Source organism: Nocardia sp. XZ_19_385 (assembly GCF_015355755.1).
Taxonomy (GTDB): Bacteria; Actinomycetota; Actinomycetes; order Mycobacteriales; family Mycobacteriaceae; genus Nocardia.
This window is the reverse complement of the sequence record NZ_JACVEE010000002.1, coordinates 2245930-2261917: the sequence shown is the minus strand read 5'-3', so window position 1 is coordinate 2261917 and position 15988 is coordinate 2245930. Positions and strand designations below refer to the sequence as shown.

Genomic DNA, 15988 nt, shown 5'->3' with positions numbered 1-15988 from the left:
CATGAACAGTCCGCGTGAGTCCTGGTACGACGACGAAGCCGGGCCCGTCGTCCGGCTGTTCGCGGTCACCCGCGGTCGCTCGGACACCCGCCGGACCGACATCGACATGCTCACGCTGGTGGTCACCTCGCCGTATGGCGCCCTGCGCCGCCACGAACCCGAGTACGCCGCGATCGTGCGCCTGGCTCAGACGCCGCAGTCGGTGGCCGAGCTCGCCGCGCAACTGCGCTTGCCGATAACGACCACCAAGATCCTGGTGGGAGACCTGATCGGGGACGGCGTGCTGGACTTCCGGGCACCGGTCGCCACGGCCGAGAACGGCGCGGGCACAAGCGATGTCACCATGCTGCGGGCCCTACTGGAGGGCATCCGAGCGCTGTAACCAGCTTCGAAGTTTCTCAACATTCTCCAAAGTTTTCGATTGGGCCGCCGCGCCCAGAAGTAGGCAAGTACATCGGTGATCGGCAGTAAATTTCCCCGCATTCGCGCTCCGCGCACAGTCGGTGTCCGCACCCGATTGCTCGCCATCGTGCTGATCCCGAGCCTGGCGCTGCTGGCCACCGGCATCGGCGGCGCCACCTACCTGGTCCAGGACGGCCGCAAGGCCAACCGTTTCGCCGAATTGGCGAGCGGCACAACGGCTCCGGCGATCATGATGGTCGAGGCGTTCCAGGAGGAACGCCGGATCTCGCTGCTGCACTTGGCCGGTGACAACAGCGCGGCGCCGCTTTTGCCCGCCGCCCGCAAGCAATCCGACCTGGCGCTGGCCGCGGTCGCGGCCCAGGGCGAAGCGGTCTCCGAGCTGCGACCCGACCTGGCCAGCAATATCGACGGCTACAACGAGCTGTACAAACAACTTCCGGGGCTGCGCGGCGGCATCGATGTCCGCGCGCTCCCGGCGCCACAGGTCTTCGCCGTGTACAGCCAGATCATTCAGGTCATCACGCTCGCTTCGCTGCTCGCGGCCGAAGTCGCCCCGGACGCCGGGGTCGCGGTGGAGCTCTACAAGGCGGTGCACGCCCTGCGCGCCGCCGAGGCGGTCTCCCGGACCAGCAGCCTGGGCTCGGTCGCGATCCTCACCGAAGAGCTGGCACCGGAAACACTGGCCGAGCTGAGCGGCTACATCGGCGACGGTCGCGGCGAAATCGCCTATGTCGGCTCGGTTTTGACCGGCGTCCGGCTCGAACAGTGGAAGCAGCTCACCGGCAGCCCGGAATGGCAGCGGGTAGTCGCGATGGAAGACGCGATGCTGCAGCGCGGGCCCGTCCCGGCCGTCGACCGCAAGGCCTCCGACATCGAACTGCCCATGGATGTCACCGGATGGCAGACCGCCGCGGGCAAGGTGCGCACCGATCTGCTGCAACTCTGGGAGGACCAGAGCGCGGATGCGCATGTCACCGCGACGAACTCCGGTAACCGCATCTCCCGGGACTCGATTCTCGGTGGCGCGGCGGTCTTTTCGCTCGCCCTGCTCGCCTTCATCGCGGCCTCATTGCTGGCCAACCGGTTCATCGGACGGATGAAGCGGCTGCGCCGCGACACCCTCGAGCTCGCCGACGAACGCCTCCCCGAGACCATCCGCCAGCTCAGCAGCGGCCAGTCGGCCGGAGCCGGCGAGGTGGCCAAGCTGGATTACGGCACCGACGAAATCGGCCAGGTCGCAGACGCTTTCAACCGCGCGCACGGCGCCGCCGTCGCGGCGGCGGTCGCCGAATCCCAGACCCGGGCCGGCGTCAACGCGGTGTTCCTCAATATCGCGCACCGCAGCCAGGTGGTCGTGCACCGCCAGCTCGGCCTGCTCGACCAAGCCGAACGCGAGGAAGAAACCCCCGAGCGTCTGGACCTGCTCTTCGAACTCGACCACCTGGCGACCCGCGCCCGGCGCAACGCCGAGAACCTGATCATCCTGGGCGGCGAACAGCCCGGACGACGCTGGCGCAACCCGGTGCCGCTGATCGACGTGATCCGCGGCGCGGTCGCCGAAAGCCAGGACTACACCCGGATTCACATCGGCCGCCTGCCCGACACCCAGATCACGGGCACCGCGGTGGCCGACGTCATCCACCTGCTCGCCGAGCTCGCCGACAACGCGACCGCGTACTCGCCGCCGGAGTCGCGGGTCGAGATCACCGGCAATCTGGTCGGCCGGGGCGCGGCCCTGGAGATCTCCGACCAGGGCCTCGGCATGTCTGCCGAGGAACTCGCCGAGCGCAACGCGGTGCTGGCCGACCCGCCGGACTTCAGTGTCGCGGCGCTGTCCGGTGACGCCCGGCTCGGCCTGTTCGTGGTCGCCAAACTGGCGGTCCGGCACGGTATTTCGGTGCGGCTGTCGGAGTCCGACTACGGCGGCATCAAAGCTATCGTGCTGATCCCGTCGGAGCTCACCGCCCCGGAGATCACTTCCGCTCCGCCACAAGGCTTCCAGGGCCTCGGCAGCTTCTCCGGCGGCAGCGCTTACGCCGAGCCCGCCGGCATCACCACCGCACCCGAACAACCGGCGGCGCTGACCCAGCGTCCCGGATTGCCTCGGCGCCAACGTACTACCGACACCTATCCTGGAAACTCATGAACGCTGTAAGACATGAATGATCCGCACGAATCCTGGTACGACGACGACGCCGGGCCCGTCGTCCGATTGTTCGCGCTGACCCGCGGCCGGTCCGGTAGCGCGCGCACCGACGTCAATATGCTGACGCTGGTGGTGACCTCGCCGATGGGGCGGCTGCGGCGGCATGAACCGGAGTACGCGGCGATCCAGCACCTGGCCCGGACCCCGCAGTCGGTGGCGGAGATCGCCGCGCATCTGCACCTGCCGATCACGACCACCAAGATTCTGGTGGGCGATCTGATCGGTGACGGCGTGCTGGACTTCCGTGCGCCGGTGGCGACGCCGGAAAGCGGCACGGGCACAAGCGATATCACCATGCTGCGGGCGTTGCTGAAGGGTATTCAGTCGCTGTAGAAAAGGCCGGAACGAGATGCTCGTCCCGGCCCTCCCGTCACTTCAGCCGTGCGACAAGCCGTTTCGCGTTCATGTACGCGATCGCCTCGATCGTCACCATCGGGTTCACCCCGGACGATGTCGGGAAGCAAGACGCATCGGCGACAACGATATTCGGCACGTCCCAGGTGGCCCCGTCGGGATCGGTGGCCGAGACATCGCGCGAACCACCCATCCGCGCCGAGCCCATAATGTGCAATGCGCCCATGCTGCAGCGACCCGGAGCGTAGCCCGCGGCGCGCGCCGCAGCCTCGAATTCGGCATGCGAGCCGCGGACACCGGGCTCGTAGGACACACCGGCCTGGTGCGAGGACGTGATCGTCTTCGCCCCGGCGGCCTCCAAAATCTCTGCCGCACCGACAATTCCGCGATGTACGTGCGCGGCGTCGCGTGCCGACACCACATACTTCACGATCGGCTCACCGGCTTTGTCCAGCGCCACGCTGCCGTGGTCGCGATCGCGGGTGATCACCGCGACCGCCGCGGTGTGCGCCAGATTCCGCATGAAGGCGCGGTGTTCGGCGGACCCACGCCAGCTCACCAGCCCCATGATCGGACCCGGGTGCAGCGGCATCGTTTCGAAGATGACGCCGTAACCGGCGCCGTCCAGGTCGCTGTGCTGCCGGGACAGCCGGGTCTGCAACCCGCCCTCCCACGGCCGGATCTCCTCGTCGAAGGTGCCGAACACGGCGGTCGCCGGATGCAGGCGGAGATAGTCGCCGATGTTCTTGTTGCGCAGTCCCGAACGGCGCAGCAGCGCCGGAGTCTGGATGGCGCCCGCGGCGACCACCACCGCCTTGGCCCGCACGGTGATCTCGTGACCGGCGGCGGTCACCGCCCGCACGCTCTCCGCGTTGCCCGCCTTGACCTCGATGGAACGCACATCGGCTCCGACGACGAGGCGCGCGCCCTTGGCGGCCGCGTCGGCCAGCCAGGTCTTGGTCACCGACTGCTTGGCGCCCAGCCGGCAGCCGGAACCGCAACGGCCGCATTCGATCCCGGCATCGCAGGCATCGGTGACATTGCGGGGCAGCGTGCCGACGTCCCAGCCCAGTTTCTGCAGGCCACGTTCGAGCACGCTCTCCCGGCCGGACAGCGGTGACCGGTCGAAGTTGACGCCGAGGCGGCGCTCCACCGCCGTGAGCGCGTCACCGAACTCGTCGGTGTCGAACTGCTTGGCGCCCAGGCTCGCCCATTCGGCGCGCACCTCGTCGGGCGTGCGCACCGAGGTGCTCCAGTTGACGACGGTGCCGCCGCCCAGGCAGCTGCCCGCGCCGAGCGACATCTGACCTTCGGCGGTGGACACCGGCCCCGGCGCGTAGAACTTCGCCATCGCCTCGAAATCGCCTTGGCCGAAGTCTTTGTCGTCGAAGTATTCGCCGCGCTCCAGCACCACGACATCGAGCCCGGCCTCGGCCAGCACCGCGGCCGCGGTACCGCCACCGGCGCCCGAGCCGACGATGACGACATCGCAGTCCAGCGTGGTGTTCTCGGTCGGACGCAACGGCGTCAGCGCGGGCTTCGGAGCGGAGTCGAGCGCGCCGGGCGGAGCTGGGTAGCCCATCGCCTGCCACATCGGGTTGCCCTGCGGCCCGGCCTGACCGTAGTACGGGAGCAGCGCGGAAGCCTTGAGCGCCTGGAACATCGCGCGCATCGCGCCGATCCGCGAACCGCCCAGGCGCAGCAGCATGCGCTCGCGGTCGGCCACGGACCGGGCCGAGAAGCGGCGCGGACTCATGCCGGCCAGCACGCCGAACAGCGGTGAATCCCACAGGCCGAGTAGGGTGGTTAATTGCTTGGCGTCTTCGGGGCGCGGGCCACGGGCGATCATCTCCAGCACGGCGTCGGCGACCGCTCGCTCACCGGCGCCGGGTAGGCCCGATCCGTCACCGGGAGCGAATGTTTCGCAGATCATTTCCAGCGCCGCGCGCTGGCGTGCCGTAACTTCCATGGCGTCTCTTCCCCAAACCGCAGTCCAGAATCACGGCTCACATAGAGCCGCCGAATACGGACCATACTCTGGGTTGTTATCGCCGTAAAGCCGAGTCGCAGCGTTGATTTGGGCCTTACTTTTTGTTCACTTGGTGATGGAACGAACCTGCTCTTCGTACTTGGCGCGGACCTCGGCGTCGGCGGGGTGCAGAGCGCGGTCGCCGCCGAAGAGCTTGCGCACCAGCTGCACCGCCCGCTCCGGGGTGGCGGCCAGCGCCACATCCAGCGCGCCGAGGTAATTCGGCACGGCCACTTCGGCTTTGCGGGTGTCGCAGGTGCCGACGATGGCCTCGGCCACGTCCTCCGGATCGACGGTGGGCATGCCCTTGCCGAGCGCCATGCCGGAGGACAGCCGGGTGCGCACGGCCGAGGGCAGCACCGTACTGACGCTGACGCCGTGCTCGGCGAACTCCAAACGCGTTGCGGCGGACAGGCCGACGGCGGCGAACTTGCTCGCGTTGTAGACCGCCAGGCCGGGCACCGGCAGCTTGCCCGCCAGCGAGGCGACATTGACGACGTGGCCGTGGCCGCGCTCGATCATGCCGGGCACCACCGCGCGCATGCCGTGGATGAGGCCCCAGACATTGATGTCCATGGTGGCCTGGCCGACCGCGTCGGGTTCGTCGAGGAACGCGCCCGCGGGCATGACGCCCGCATTGTTGACGAGGATGTCGACCCGGCCGAGATCGGCGACCGCCTTGTCCCACTGGTCGCGGGCGCGCACATCGAGTTCCACAGCCCGCGCACCGATTTCGGCGGCCGCGGCTTCGGCGGCGGCGGTGTCCACATCGGCGATGACGACATCGGCGCCCCGGTCGGCGAACAGACGCGCGGTGGACTGCCCGATGCCGCGCCCGGCGCCGGTGATCAGCACCCGCGCGTGCTTCAGGTCGATGGCGGGGTAACCGTGGCCGAGGATCCTCATGCGAAAACTCCTTGTTCGAGCGCCGCGCGCGTGCTGCGCAGGCTGTGGCGGAACGTGTCCAGGCGGCGGCTGCCGTCCATGAAGTTGGGGCCCATCACCGCGAGATCCTCGGCGGTGGCGCCGAGCAGCAGCACCTTGGTGCCCGCGGCGCGCAGTGCGGCGATCTCACCGGCGAGCTTGGCGCTCATCCGGTTTCGCATCTGCCGTTCCAAGAAGTGGCCCGCGCTGGTGGCCGGGATCCGGCCCGCCGAGGCCATCGGCGCGAGCACCACCACCTCGTCGAGGCCCTGTCCGGCAAGCAGATCCACCGAGGCGGTCGATCCGGCGCCGCCGTCGATGAAGCGGCGGCCGGCGATCGGCACCGGCGGCAGCCAGCCGGGCACGGCCCAGGAGGCGCGCAGGGCTTCGCCGAGCGTGGCGGCGGGCGCATCGGGGGAACCGAACGGAACCCGTTGTCCGGTGGCGTAATCCATGCTCACCAGCCAGGTCGCCGGATGTGGCACCCAGGTGCGGCCGGGGTTGAGCTGCTCGGCCAAGCGCTGCAGCCAGCTCGCGTCACCGCCGCCGACCGGCAGCAGGCCGCTACCCGCGGTGAGCAACCGCTGGCCGGACGGCGCGCGCAGCGGCAGCAGCGGCGCGCCCAGGCGCGGCTTCGGCAGCGGCGGGAATTTGCCGGGGCCGGAGCGCATGTGCTCGGTCAGGATCGGATTCGCGCTGCTCCCCTCCTGCATCGCGACCAGCTCGTCGACGGAGATTCCGCTGCCCAGCATGGTCACGTACTCCGCGCCCGCCGAGGTGCCGATCATCAGGTCGGCCGTGCGCGGATCCCAGTCCAGCACGTCGCGCACGGCGGCCAGCGCCCCCACGATCCAGGCCGCACCGATGGTGCCGCCACAGCCGATGGCCAGGCCACGTCGCTGTGACCCGTTTTCGTTACCCATGGTTCCGACACTAACAGAATTCAAATACTAACGGTATCTGGAATCTACTAGTACGTAGAATCGCTGACATGGCCCGACTGACCCGCACCGAAAGCCAGGCGCGCACCCGCGCCGATCTGGTTGCGACGGCGCGCGACCTGTTCCTGACCGAGGGATACGCGCGGACCAGCCTGGAGCGGGTGGCCGAGGCGGCCGGCTACTCCAAGGGTGCCGTGTACTCCAACTTCCGCACGAAGAAGCAGCTGTGCCTGGAAGTCCTCGACCTGATCCATGCCACCAAGTTCGAGGAGGTGACCGAATTGGTGTCCACCGCCGACAGCTTGGAGAACCGGCTGGCGAAGCTGCAGGAATGGGCCGAACGCACCCTCGGTGATGTCGGCTGGACCATGCTCGAATTCGAGTTCGCCACCGTCGCCCGGGATGATCCGGAGCTGCAAGCGGCCTTGGTGTCCAGCCTCGGGGCGGTGCGCGGCGCCGTTGCCGCGCAACTACAGACCCTGACCGATTCGCTGGATATCGAGTTGCCGATGTCCGCGGAGGACGCGGCCACCTCGGTGCTGAGCCTCGGCCTCGGGCTCGGCATCCAGCGCGCCATCGATCCGACGATCTCGGCGCGGCTCATCACCGATGCCGTACGCATGCTCGTCACCCTCGGCGAACGCGCCCGGGCCTAGCTGGCGAAATGTACCGTCCACTCGCCGCGGTAATGCAGGCGGGTGACATGGCCCGGCGGAATATCGATGCGCCAGAACGATTTCGGCGGCGCGTCCAAGGTGACCAGCAACGCGGCGCGGACGACGGCCGGATGCGTGACCGCGACGGTGGACATGCCCTCCGAGGCGATCTCGGTCATCCATAATCGGGTCCGCGCGATCACCTCGCAGACCGATTCGCCGCCGTGCCCCTTGAACGTCGGGTTGGTGAGCCAGGCGTAGAGCTCATCCTGCGGGACCGACATGAGTTCCCCGCCACGCCAGGCGCCGGCGTCCAGGTCGCGGAGGCGGTCGTCCTCCTCGCCGGGTAGGCCCATCAGTGCGGCGGTCTCGACGGTTCGTCTTTCCGGTCCGGTGAGCACGCGCGCCGCGGTCAATCGCGTGACGGCGGCGATGGCGCGGCGGCCGGCCTCGGTCAGCGATTCGTCGACTGGAAAACGTGCTTTTCGCATCGCCTCGGTCATGCCATGGCTGACCAGGTCGAGTCTGAGCACCTTTTGCACGACTGGAAGCGTACGGCTATCGGTTAGTTGTCGGTGGCCGGGTGCAGACTGAGGTACATGGCCAAGTTGTCGACTGCTGGGTTCTCTCCGGCGACTCGTGAGTGGTTCGACGGTGCGTTTCCCGCGCCGACGTCTGCTCAGCTCGGCGCGTGGCAGGCCATTGCCGGTGGGGAGCACACGCTGGTGGTGGCGCCGACCGGGTCGGGTAAGACGCTGTCGGCGTTCCTGTGGGCGATCGACCAGCTTGCCGGGCGGGAGGAGCCGGTCGCGGGGACTTCGGTGCTATATATCTCGCCGCTCAAGGCCTTGGCCGTGGATGTGGAGCGGAATTTGCGGGCGCCGCTGGTCGGGGTCACCCAGACCGCGAAACGGCTGGGGTTGGATCCGCCGGAGATCACCGTCGGGGTGCGCTCGGGCGATACCAGTGCGAAGGATCGCCGGTCCATGCAGCGGACACCGCCCGACATTTTGATCACCACGCCCGAGTCCTTGTTTCTGATGCTCACCTCGGCGGCGCGGGAGACGCTGCGCACGGTGGGCACTGTGATTGTCGACGAGGTGCACGCCATCGCGGGCGGTAAACGCGGTGCGCACCTGGCGTTGTCGTTGGCGCGGCTGGATCAGTTGACGGAGCGGCCCGCGCAGCGGGTCGGCCTGTCGGCGACGGTGCGGCCGCCGGAGGAGGTCGGGCGGTTCCTGGTCGGGAACGCGCCGATCACCATCGTGAATCCGCCCGCGCCCAAGACCTTCGATCTCTCGGTGCGGGTGCCGGTGCCGGACATGACCGATCTCGGAGATTCCGATCAGCCCGGGTCGATCTGGCCGCATGTCGACGAATCGATCGTCGACCTGGTGCTCGAGCATCAGTCCTCGATCGTGTTCGCGAACTCGCGGCGGCTGGCCGAGCGGTTGACCGCCCGCTTGAACGAGACCTACGCCGAGCGGCTCGGCGACCCGGTGGCGACCGACCATGCCGCACCCGCGCTGATCGGTCCGACCACCGAGGTGAACCACGGTGCGAGCCCGCTGCTCGCGCGCGCCCACCACGGTTCGGTGAGTAAGGAGCAGCGCGCGCTCATCGAGGACGACCTCAAGAGCGGGCGGCTGCGCTGTGTGGTCGCCACCTCGAGTCTCGAACTCGGCATCGACATGGGTGCGGTGGATCTGGTCGTGCAGGTGGAGGCGCCGCCTTCGGTGGCGAGCGGGCTGCAACGCGTCGGACGAGCCGGACATCAGGTCGGTGAGATCTCGCGCGGTGTGCTGTTTCCCAAGCACCGCACCGATGTCATCCACTGCGCGGTCGCCGCCCAGCGCATGCTCACCGGGCAGATCGAAGCGCTGCAGATCCCCGCCCATCCGCTCGACATCCTCGCCCAGCAGACGGTCGCGGCCTGTGCGCTGGAACCGATCGATGTCGATGCCTGGTTCGACACCGTGCGCGGCACCGGCAGTTATTCCGCGCTCCCCCGCTCGGCCTACGAATCCGTGCTGGATCTGCTCTCCGGGCGCTACCCCTCCGACGAATTCGCCGAACTCCGGCCACGATTGGTCTGGGACCGGGACGCGGGCACCCTCACCGGCCGGCCCGGCGCGCAGCGGCTCGCCGTCACCTCCGGCGGCGCGATCCCCGACCGCGGCATGTTCGCGGTGTACATGGTGGGTGAGAAGAACTCGCGCGTCGGCGAACTCGACGAGGAAATGGTCTACGAATCCCGCGTCGGCGATGTCTTCGCGCTCGGCGCCACCAGCTGGCGGATCGAGGAGATCACCTTCGACCGCGTGCTGGTGACCCCGGCCTTCGGGCAACCGGGCCGCCTACCTTTCTGGCACGGCGACGGACTCGGCCGTCCCGCCGAACTCGGTGCGGCCCTGGGCGAATTCATCCGCAAGGCCGGTAAATCCGGTGACAGCGGCCCGGCCGATGAGCTCGTGCGCACCGCGGGTTTGAACGACAACGCGATCGCGAATCTGTTCGCGTTGCTCGACGAACAGCGCACGGCGACAGGACATTTACCCACCGACAAGACGCTGGTGGTGGAGCGGTTCCGGGATGAGCTGGGCGACTGGCGGCTGGTGCTGCATTCGCCCTACGGGTTGACGGTGCACGCACCGTGGGCGCTGGCGATCGGGGCCCGGTTGCAGGAGCGGTTCGGGGTGGATGCCACACCGAACGCCTCCGACGACGGAATCGTGGTGCGGCTCCCCGACACCACCGACGACCCGCCCGGCGCCGAGCTGTTCGTCTTCGAGCCCGACGAGATCGACGACATCGTCACCGAACAGGTCGGCGGCTCAGCGCTTTTCGCCTCCCGCTTCCGCGAATGCGCGGCCCGCGCCCTGCTCCTGCCCCGGCGCGATCCGGGCAAGCGCGCACCGCTGTGGCAGCAACGCCAGCGCTCGGCGCAGCTGCTGGATGTGGCACGCAAGTTCCCCGATTTCCCGATCCTGCTCGAGACGGTGCGCGAATGCCTCCGCGATGTCTACGACCTCCCCGCCCTGCGCGACCTGCTCGGCCGCGTCGCGCGCCGCCAGCTGCGCCTGGTCGAAGTCGAGACCGCGACCCCGTCCCCCTTCGCCAACGCCTTGCTGTTCGACTACATCGGCCAGTTCATGTACGACGGCGACAGCCCGCTCGCCGAACGCCGCGCCGCCGCCCTGTCCCTGGACTCCAGCCTGCTCGCCGAACTACTCGGCCGCGTGGAACTGCGAGAGTTGCTCGACGCCGGCATCCTCGAGGAGGTCGAGCGCGAACTACAGCGCCTCACCCCCGAACGGCGCGCCCGCGACGCCGAAGGATTAGCCGACCTGCTGCGACTACTAGGACCGCTGACTCCGGCAGAAGCGGGAGCACGCTGCGCGCTCGGCCCTGTTGGTTCACATGATGGCGGAGACACACTCGTCGAGGACTCAGGGCAGCCCGGAGATACTCCTGGCGCTGAGGAAGACACACCCGCCGAGGACCTGGGAACGGTCGGCGCACACCATGAATGGTTCGCCAGTCTGCTGAAAGCCCGTCGTGCACTGGAGGTTTCGTTCGCAGGGCGCACTTGGTGGGTCGCGGTCGAAGACGCGGCCCGGTTGCGCGATGCGCTAGGTGTGCCACTGCCCATCGGCACCCCGGCGGCCTTCATCGAACCGGTTCCGGACCCGCTGGGCGACCTTGTCGGCCGCTATGCCCGAACGCACGCCCCGTTCTCCACCGAGGCGGTCGCCCAGCGCTTCGGCCTCGGCGCTGCCGTCGCGGGTACCGCACTGCATCGTTTGGTGACCGAAAAACGCGTGGTGGAAGGTGAATTCACGCCCGCCGCCAGCGGCTCGGAATGGTGCGACACCCAGGTGCTGCGCCGACTCCGCCGCCGCTCGCTGGCTGCCGCTCGTCACGAGGTCGAGCCCGTCGCGATCACGGCGTTCGGCCGCTTCCTGCCCTCCTGGCAGCACATCTGCAGCGGTGAACTGCGCGGCGTCGACGGCGTCGCGACCGTGGTGGAACAGCTTGCGGGCGTACCGATTCCGGCCTCGGCATGGGAATCGCTGATCCTGCCCGCCCGCGTCCGCGACTACTCCCCCGCGATGCTCGACGAACTGATGGCCACCGGAGAGGTGATCTGGTCCGGGCATGGCTCGATCACTTCGAAGGACGGCTGGATTGCCCTGCATCTGACCGACCAGGCCCCCTTCACTCTCGCACCTCCGGACGACATCGAGCTCACCGAAAGCCATACCGCGCTGCTCAACGCACTCGGTGGTGGCGGCGCGTACTTCTTCCGCCAGCTCTCCGACTCCACCGGGCTGCTCGACGACACCGCCGCGGCCGCCGCACTGTGGGACCTCGCGTGGGCGGGCGTTGTCGCGGGCGACACCTTCGCCCCGGTCCGCGCCTTGCTTTCTGGGACGACGCGCACCACCACGGCCCATCGCACGCCACGCCGCGCACCGCGCGGGCGCGCGTTCCTGCCGCGGCAGACCCTGCCGACCCGCTCCGGCCCGCCCGCGGTCGCCGGACGGTGGTCGCTGCTGCCGGATCGGGTGTCGGACAACACCGTTCGCGCCCACGCCACCGCGGACATGTTGCTGGAGCGCTACGGCGTGCTGACCCGCGGCTCGGTGCAGAACGAAGGTGTGCCCGGCGGATTCGCCCTGATGTACCGGGTCCTCACCGAGTTCGAGGACCGCGGGCGGTGCCGCCGCGGGTATTTCATCGATTCGCTCGGCGGTGCACAGTTCTCCACAACCGATGTGGTGGACCGGCTGCGCACCTTCGACACCGACCGCATCCGCGCCGCCGACGGCAGACAGCGACCGCCCGAGGCTTTGGCGCTGGCCGCCTGCGATCCGGCCAATCCGTACGGCGCGGCGCTGCCCTGGCCCAAGGGTGACGGCGACAGCGGCCATCGCCCCGGGCGCAAAGCCGGAGCGCTGGTCGTCCTCGTCGACGGTGACCTGGTGCTCTACCTGGAGCGCGGCGGCAAGACCCTGCTCACCTTCACCGAGGACCCGGACGCCCGCCAGGCCGCGTCCGCCGCGCTGGCCGGGCTGGTCCGCACCCGCCGCGTCGACTCCCTCGTCATCGACAAGGTCGATGGGGAAACCGTGCACGGCAACACCTTCGCCACCTTCCTCACCGAGGCGGGTTTTTCCGCGACCCCGCGCGGTCTGCGGCTGCGGAGCCGGCCATGATCCGCTCGGTACGGTTGTCCCATGCCTGAAGGCGACACGATTTTCCTGGCGGCGCACCGGCTGCGGCTGGCGCTGGTCGGGAAGACGCTGGTGCGCAGCGATTTCCGGGTGCCCCGGTACGCGACGGTGGATCTGGCGGGTGAGCTGATCGAGGAGGTCGGCAGCTACGGCAAGCACCTGTTCATCCGCACACCCCAGGTGAGCATCCACACCCATCTGAAGATGGAGGGAATATGGCGCACCTACTGCATCGGTGAGCGGTGGACGCGCCCCCGCGTGCAGGCCCGGGTCGTGCTCACCACCGACGACACCGAGGCGGTCGGTTTCGATCTCGGCAAGGTGGAGGTGCTGCGCCGCTCCGAGGAGCACACCGCCATCGACCATCTGGGCCCGGATCTGCTCGGGCCGAACTGGGATGTCACCGAGGCGGTCCGGCGGCTGGAGTCGCATCCGGCGCAGCCGATCGGGGTGGCGCTGCTGGATCAGCGCAATCTGGCGGGCATCGGCAATATCTTCCGCAGCGAAGTCTGTTTCCTGCGGAAGGTGCATCCGGCGACACCGGTGGCCGAGGTCCCCGATCTGGTCGCGCTCGTCAACGAGGCGCACCGGATACTCGGCAAAGCCGCGCACGAACCACCCCGGCGCCCGCTGGTGTACGGCAAGCAGCGACGCCCCTGTCCGCGCTGTGGCGCCACCATCATCGTCCGCATGCTCGGCGACTCCGAGCCCGCCGACCGCATTTCCAAGCGCGAGCGCGGCATCTACTTCTGCCCGCGCTGCCAGCCGGAGCCGGGCGGGTAAACCACCCATTTCGCTCGCGTGCGATGTAATTTGCCGTCGCATTGCTAACACCGCGCCCTCGCATCCCGACAGCATCTGTGGCTATCGGAATTCAACAGCGTAGGAGCAGGCGGACATGTTGCGGCACTCGGCAGTGAGCCGACGCCTCGCGATTGCCGCGCAGCTCGTCGTCGCGGTGCTCGCGCTCGCCGCGACGGTGGTCTTCATCTATCTCCTGCTGCAATCCGCGCCGTCGCCGGGCACCTCGGAGGCGCCGCGCCCCGCGATCACGCAGGGACATCCTCACCGCAGCATGTGAAACCCTTGACGACTCAACCGAATCCGCTTAACTTACATCTCGTCAGTTACGACGAGGGAGTGACGCCATGGGCGATCCAAGGCGATATGTGGTCATCGGCGGCGGACTGGCCGGACTCGCGTCCGCGGTCTGGCTCGCGGAAGCGGGCAAGCAGGTAACGCTGCTGGAACGCCGCGGCAGACTGGGCGGCCGGACGCACGCGATGAAAGCCGAGGCCGTCGACGATCTACCCGACAACGGCCAGCACGTCATCGCCAGCGGCTACGACCACCTGTTCCGCTATCTGGAAAGCGTCGGCACCCGCCACTACGTCGCGTTCCCGCACGGGGCCACGCTGCGCTGGCCGGACGGCCGCAAGGTCGCCATGCGCACCAACGGACTGAGCGCCTGGCGCACCTTCACCGGCGCCCATCCCGACTCCAGCCTGCTGGACCGATTGCGCGCCGCCGTCGCCACCACCCGCCTGGGCTGGCAGTGCCTCAACCAGCCCGCAGATCTCGCCGACATCACCTCCGAGCAGTGGTTCCAGCGCATCGGCATGCCCGCCAAAGCCCGTGAGGCACTGTGGGATTGGCTTGCCCTCGGCGTCGCCGCGGAACCGGTGCAGCAGGAGTCGGCGAAGGTCCTGGCCGACGTGCTCGCCACCGGAATCCGGCTCGGCATGAAGCACCGCCGGCCGGTCACCATCGGCTACCCCACCACCGACCTGGACACGCTCTACATCACCGGCGCGAAGGAGGTCTTCGCGCGCCACGGCGTCGAGGTCCGCCACCGCGCGGTAGCGCGACGCATCAACATCGCCGACGGTCACGTCACCGGGGTGGCGCTGGCCGACGGCACCGTCGTCCCGGCCGACGCGGTGGTGTGCGCGGTACCCAACTCCAATGTCGGGGGTCTGCTCGACGATCTGCCCGAGCACGCCGAAATCTACGCCGCCGCACAGAAACTCGGCTACACCCCGATCGTCAGCACCAACCTGTACCTGGACCGCCCGCTCGGCACCGAAGCCGAATTCGAGGCGCTGATCGGTGGCGGCGGCGTCATCGACGAGGTCTTCGACCGCCAGCGCATGACCGGCCGCAGCACCGACAAAGCCTGGCTGTACTGCCTGACCACCAGCGGCGCCTACGAGCAGATCCACAAGAGCCACGACGAGGTCGTCGCCGAGCAGATGGCGCTGCTGCGCCGCTACTATCCCGCCGCCGCCGAAGCGAAAATCGTGCAGGCACAGGTGGTTCCGATGCCGAAGGCGACCTTCTCCCAGATCGTCGGCACACACGGGCTGCGCCCGGACCAGCGCACCTCCATCCCGACCCTGGTGCTGGCCGGCGACTGGACCGCCACCGACTGGTCGGCCACGATGGAAAGCGCCGTGCAGAGCGCTGCGCGGGCGGTGGACCTGCTGCTCGAGTTACCGTCTGTGCCGTGACCACGCAGCGCGCTACGGCAGCGCCCGCAAAGAAAACCGGTAAGCGGCGAATGCCGGCGGCCGAACGGCGCGCCCAACTACTCGATGTGGCACGGGATATCGCGGGCGCGGAGGGATTCGCCGCCGTCACCATCGAACGGGTGGCCCGCGAATCCGACGTCGCTCGCGCCCTGATCTATCAGCAGTTCACCGATCTGTCGGGTCTGCTGACCGCGCTGCTGGACCGCGAGATGGGCATCGCGCTGGCGGGCGTCAGCAGCGTCGACCTGGACATCGACGACGTCGACGCCCTCGCCCGCGGCATGCTCACCTACTTGCACGCCGCACCGACCAGCTGGCAGATCATGCTCAGCCCGCCCGATGGCGGCCCCCCGGGCCTGCGCGAACGTCTGGAGCTGGGCCGCACCTACGCCCGCGAGATCGGCGCCCGGCACCTCTCGCGCTTCGCCGGTGTCACCGTCGACCCCGCTGGCGCGACCGAGCGAATCATGCTGTGCGCCATCGAGGAACTCGCCCGCCTGCACCTGGCCGACCCGCAGCGCTACCCCGACGAGCTTTTCCTGTCTTACATCCGCGCGCTCACCGGCTGGGCGGTCTCCGTGGAAACCGGTCGCTGACCTGCCCTTTCGCGACCATCATGAAATTCTCACGGTCGGATTGGTTTTCTTTCCCCAGCGCGGACAACCCGCGCCGGAACGAGAGGAAATC

13 protein-coding genes are annotated in these 15988 nt (G+C 68.8%); 9 read left to right on the top strand and 4 right to left on the bottom strand.

Annotated elements, in window-relative coordinates:
* Nucleotide 1: 1 nt before the first annotated feature.
* From IBX22_RS22955 to IBX22_RS22945, 3 genes are all read left to right on the top strand, one after another.
* Nucleotides 2-382: a DUF742 domain-containing protein gene (locus IBX22_RS22955; RefSeq protein ID WP_194817550.1), complete on the top strand. Its 381-nt coding sequence runs from the start codon at nucleotides 2-4 to the stop codon at nucleotides 380-382.
* 75 nt (nucleotides 383-457) lie between these two features.
* Nucleotides 458-2569, top strand: coding sequence for a nitrate- and nitrite sensing domain-containing protein (locus tag IBX22_RS22950; protein WP_309234737.1), 2112 nt, complete (start codon nucleotides 458-460; stop codon nucleotides 2567-2569).
* A gap of 12 nt (nucleotides 2570-2581) precedes the next feature.
* Nucleotides 2582-2962 carry a DUF742 domain-containing protein gene (locus tag IBX22_RS22945; RefSeq protein WP_194817549.1) on the top strand — a complete coding sequence of 127 codons (381 nt, stop codon included), beginning with the start codon at nucleotides 2582-2584 and terminating at the stop codon, nucleotides 2960-2962.
* Between the two features lie 37 nt (nucleotides 2963-2999).
* On the opposite strand, the gene IBX22_RS22940 is transcribed toward IBX22_RS22945, so the two are convergent.
* The 3 genes from IBX22_RS22940 to IBX22_RS22930 all read right to left on the bottom strand — a co-directional run bounded on the left by IBX22_RS22940 (nucleotide 3000) and on the right by IBX22_RS22930 (nucleotide 6859).
* Nucleotides 3000-4952, bottom strand: coding sequence for a GMC family oxidoreductase N-terminal domain-containing protein (locus IBX22_RS22940; RefSeq protein WP_194817548.1), 1953 nt, complete (start codon nucleotides 4950-4952; stop codon nucleotides 3000-3002).
* Between the two features lie 126 nt (nucleotides 4953-5078).
* Nucleotides 5079-5918: an SDR family oxidoreductase gene (locus tag IBX22_RS22935; protein WP_194817547.1), complete on the bottom strand. Its 840-nt coding sequence runs from the start codon at nucleotides 5916-5918 to the stop codon at nucleotides 5079-5081.
* Nucleotides 5915-6859 carry a patatin-like phospholipase family protein gene (locus IBX22_RS22930; protein WP_194817546.1) on the bottom strand — a complete coding sequence of 315 codons (945 nt, stop codon included), beginning with the start codon at nucleotides 6857-6859 and terminating at the stop codon, nucleotides 5915-5917. The genes IBX22_RS22935 and IBX22_RS22930 overlap by 4 nt, the downstream gene beginning before the upstream one ends.
* A gap of 68 nt (nucleotides 6860-6927) precedes the next feature.
* Here IBX22_RS22930 and IBX22_RS22925 point away from each other — a divergent pair, with 68 nt between their 5' ends.
* Complete coding sequence (locus IBX22_RS22925; protein WP_194817545.1) at nucleotides 6928-7533, top strand: TetR/AcrR family transcriptional regulator; 606 nt, start codon at nucleotides 6928-6930, stop codon at nucleotides 7531-7533.
* Here IBX22_RS22925 and IBX22_RS22920 read toward each other — a convergent pair.
* The gene (locus IBX22_RS22920) at nucleotides 7530-8075 is read right to left on the bottom strand and encodes a histidine phosphatase family protein (protein ID WP_309234736.1); all 546 of its coding nucleotides are present in this window, start codon (nucleotides 8073-8075) and stop codon (nucleotides 7530-7532) included. The genes IBX22_RS22925 and IBX22_RS22920 overlap by 4 nt on opposite strands.
* A 57-nt stretch (nucleotides 8076-8132) precedes the next feature.
* Here IBX22_RS22920 and IBX22_RS22915 point away from each other — a divergent pair, with 57 nt between their 5' ends.
* The 5 genes from IBX22_RS22915 to IBX22_RS22895 all read left to right on the top strand — a co-directional run bounded on the left by IBX22_RS22915 (nucleotide 8133) and on the right by IBX22_RS22895 (nucleotide 15897).
* Complete coding sequence (locus tag IBX22_RS22915; protein ID WP_194817544.1) at nucleotides 8133-12752, top strand: DEAD/DEAH box helicase; 4620 nt, start codon at nucleotides 8133-8135, stop codon at nucleotides 12750-12752.
* Nucleotides 12753-12773: 21 nt separating this feature from the next.
* Nucleotides 12774-13553, top strand: coding sequence for an Fpg/Nei family DNA glycosylase (locus IBX22_RS22910; RefSeq protein WP_194817543.1), 780 nt, complete (start codon nucleotides 12774-12776; stop codon nucleotides 13551-13553).
* Nucleotides 13554-13668: 115 nt separating this feature from the next.
* Nucleotides 13669-13851 carry a hypothetical protein gene (locus IBX22_RS22905; RefSeq protein WP_194817542.1) on the top strand — a complete coding sequence of 61 codons (183 nt, stop codon included), beginning with the start codon at nucleotides 13669-13671 and terminating at the stop codon, nucleotides 13849-13851.
* A gap of 67 nt (nucleotides 13852-13918) precedes the next feature.
* Nucleotides 13919-15280: a hydroxysqualene dehydroxylase HpnE gene (gene hpnE, locus IBX22_RS22900; protein WP_194817541.1), complete on the top strand. Its 1362-nt coding sequence runs from the start codon at nucleotides 13919-13921 to the stop codon at nucleotides 15278-15280.
* Nucleotides 15277-15897, top strand: a complete 621-nt coding sequence (locus tag IBX22_RS22895) for a helix-turn-helix domain-containing protein (protein ID WP_309234735.1) — start codon at nucleotides 15277-15279, stop codon at nucleotides 15895-15897. Before hpnE ends, IBX22_RS22895 begins: the two co-directional genes overlap by 4 nt.
* The last annotated feature ends 91 nt before the right edge of the window (nucleotides 15898-15988 follow it).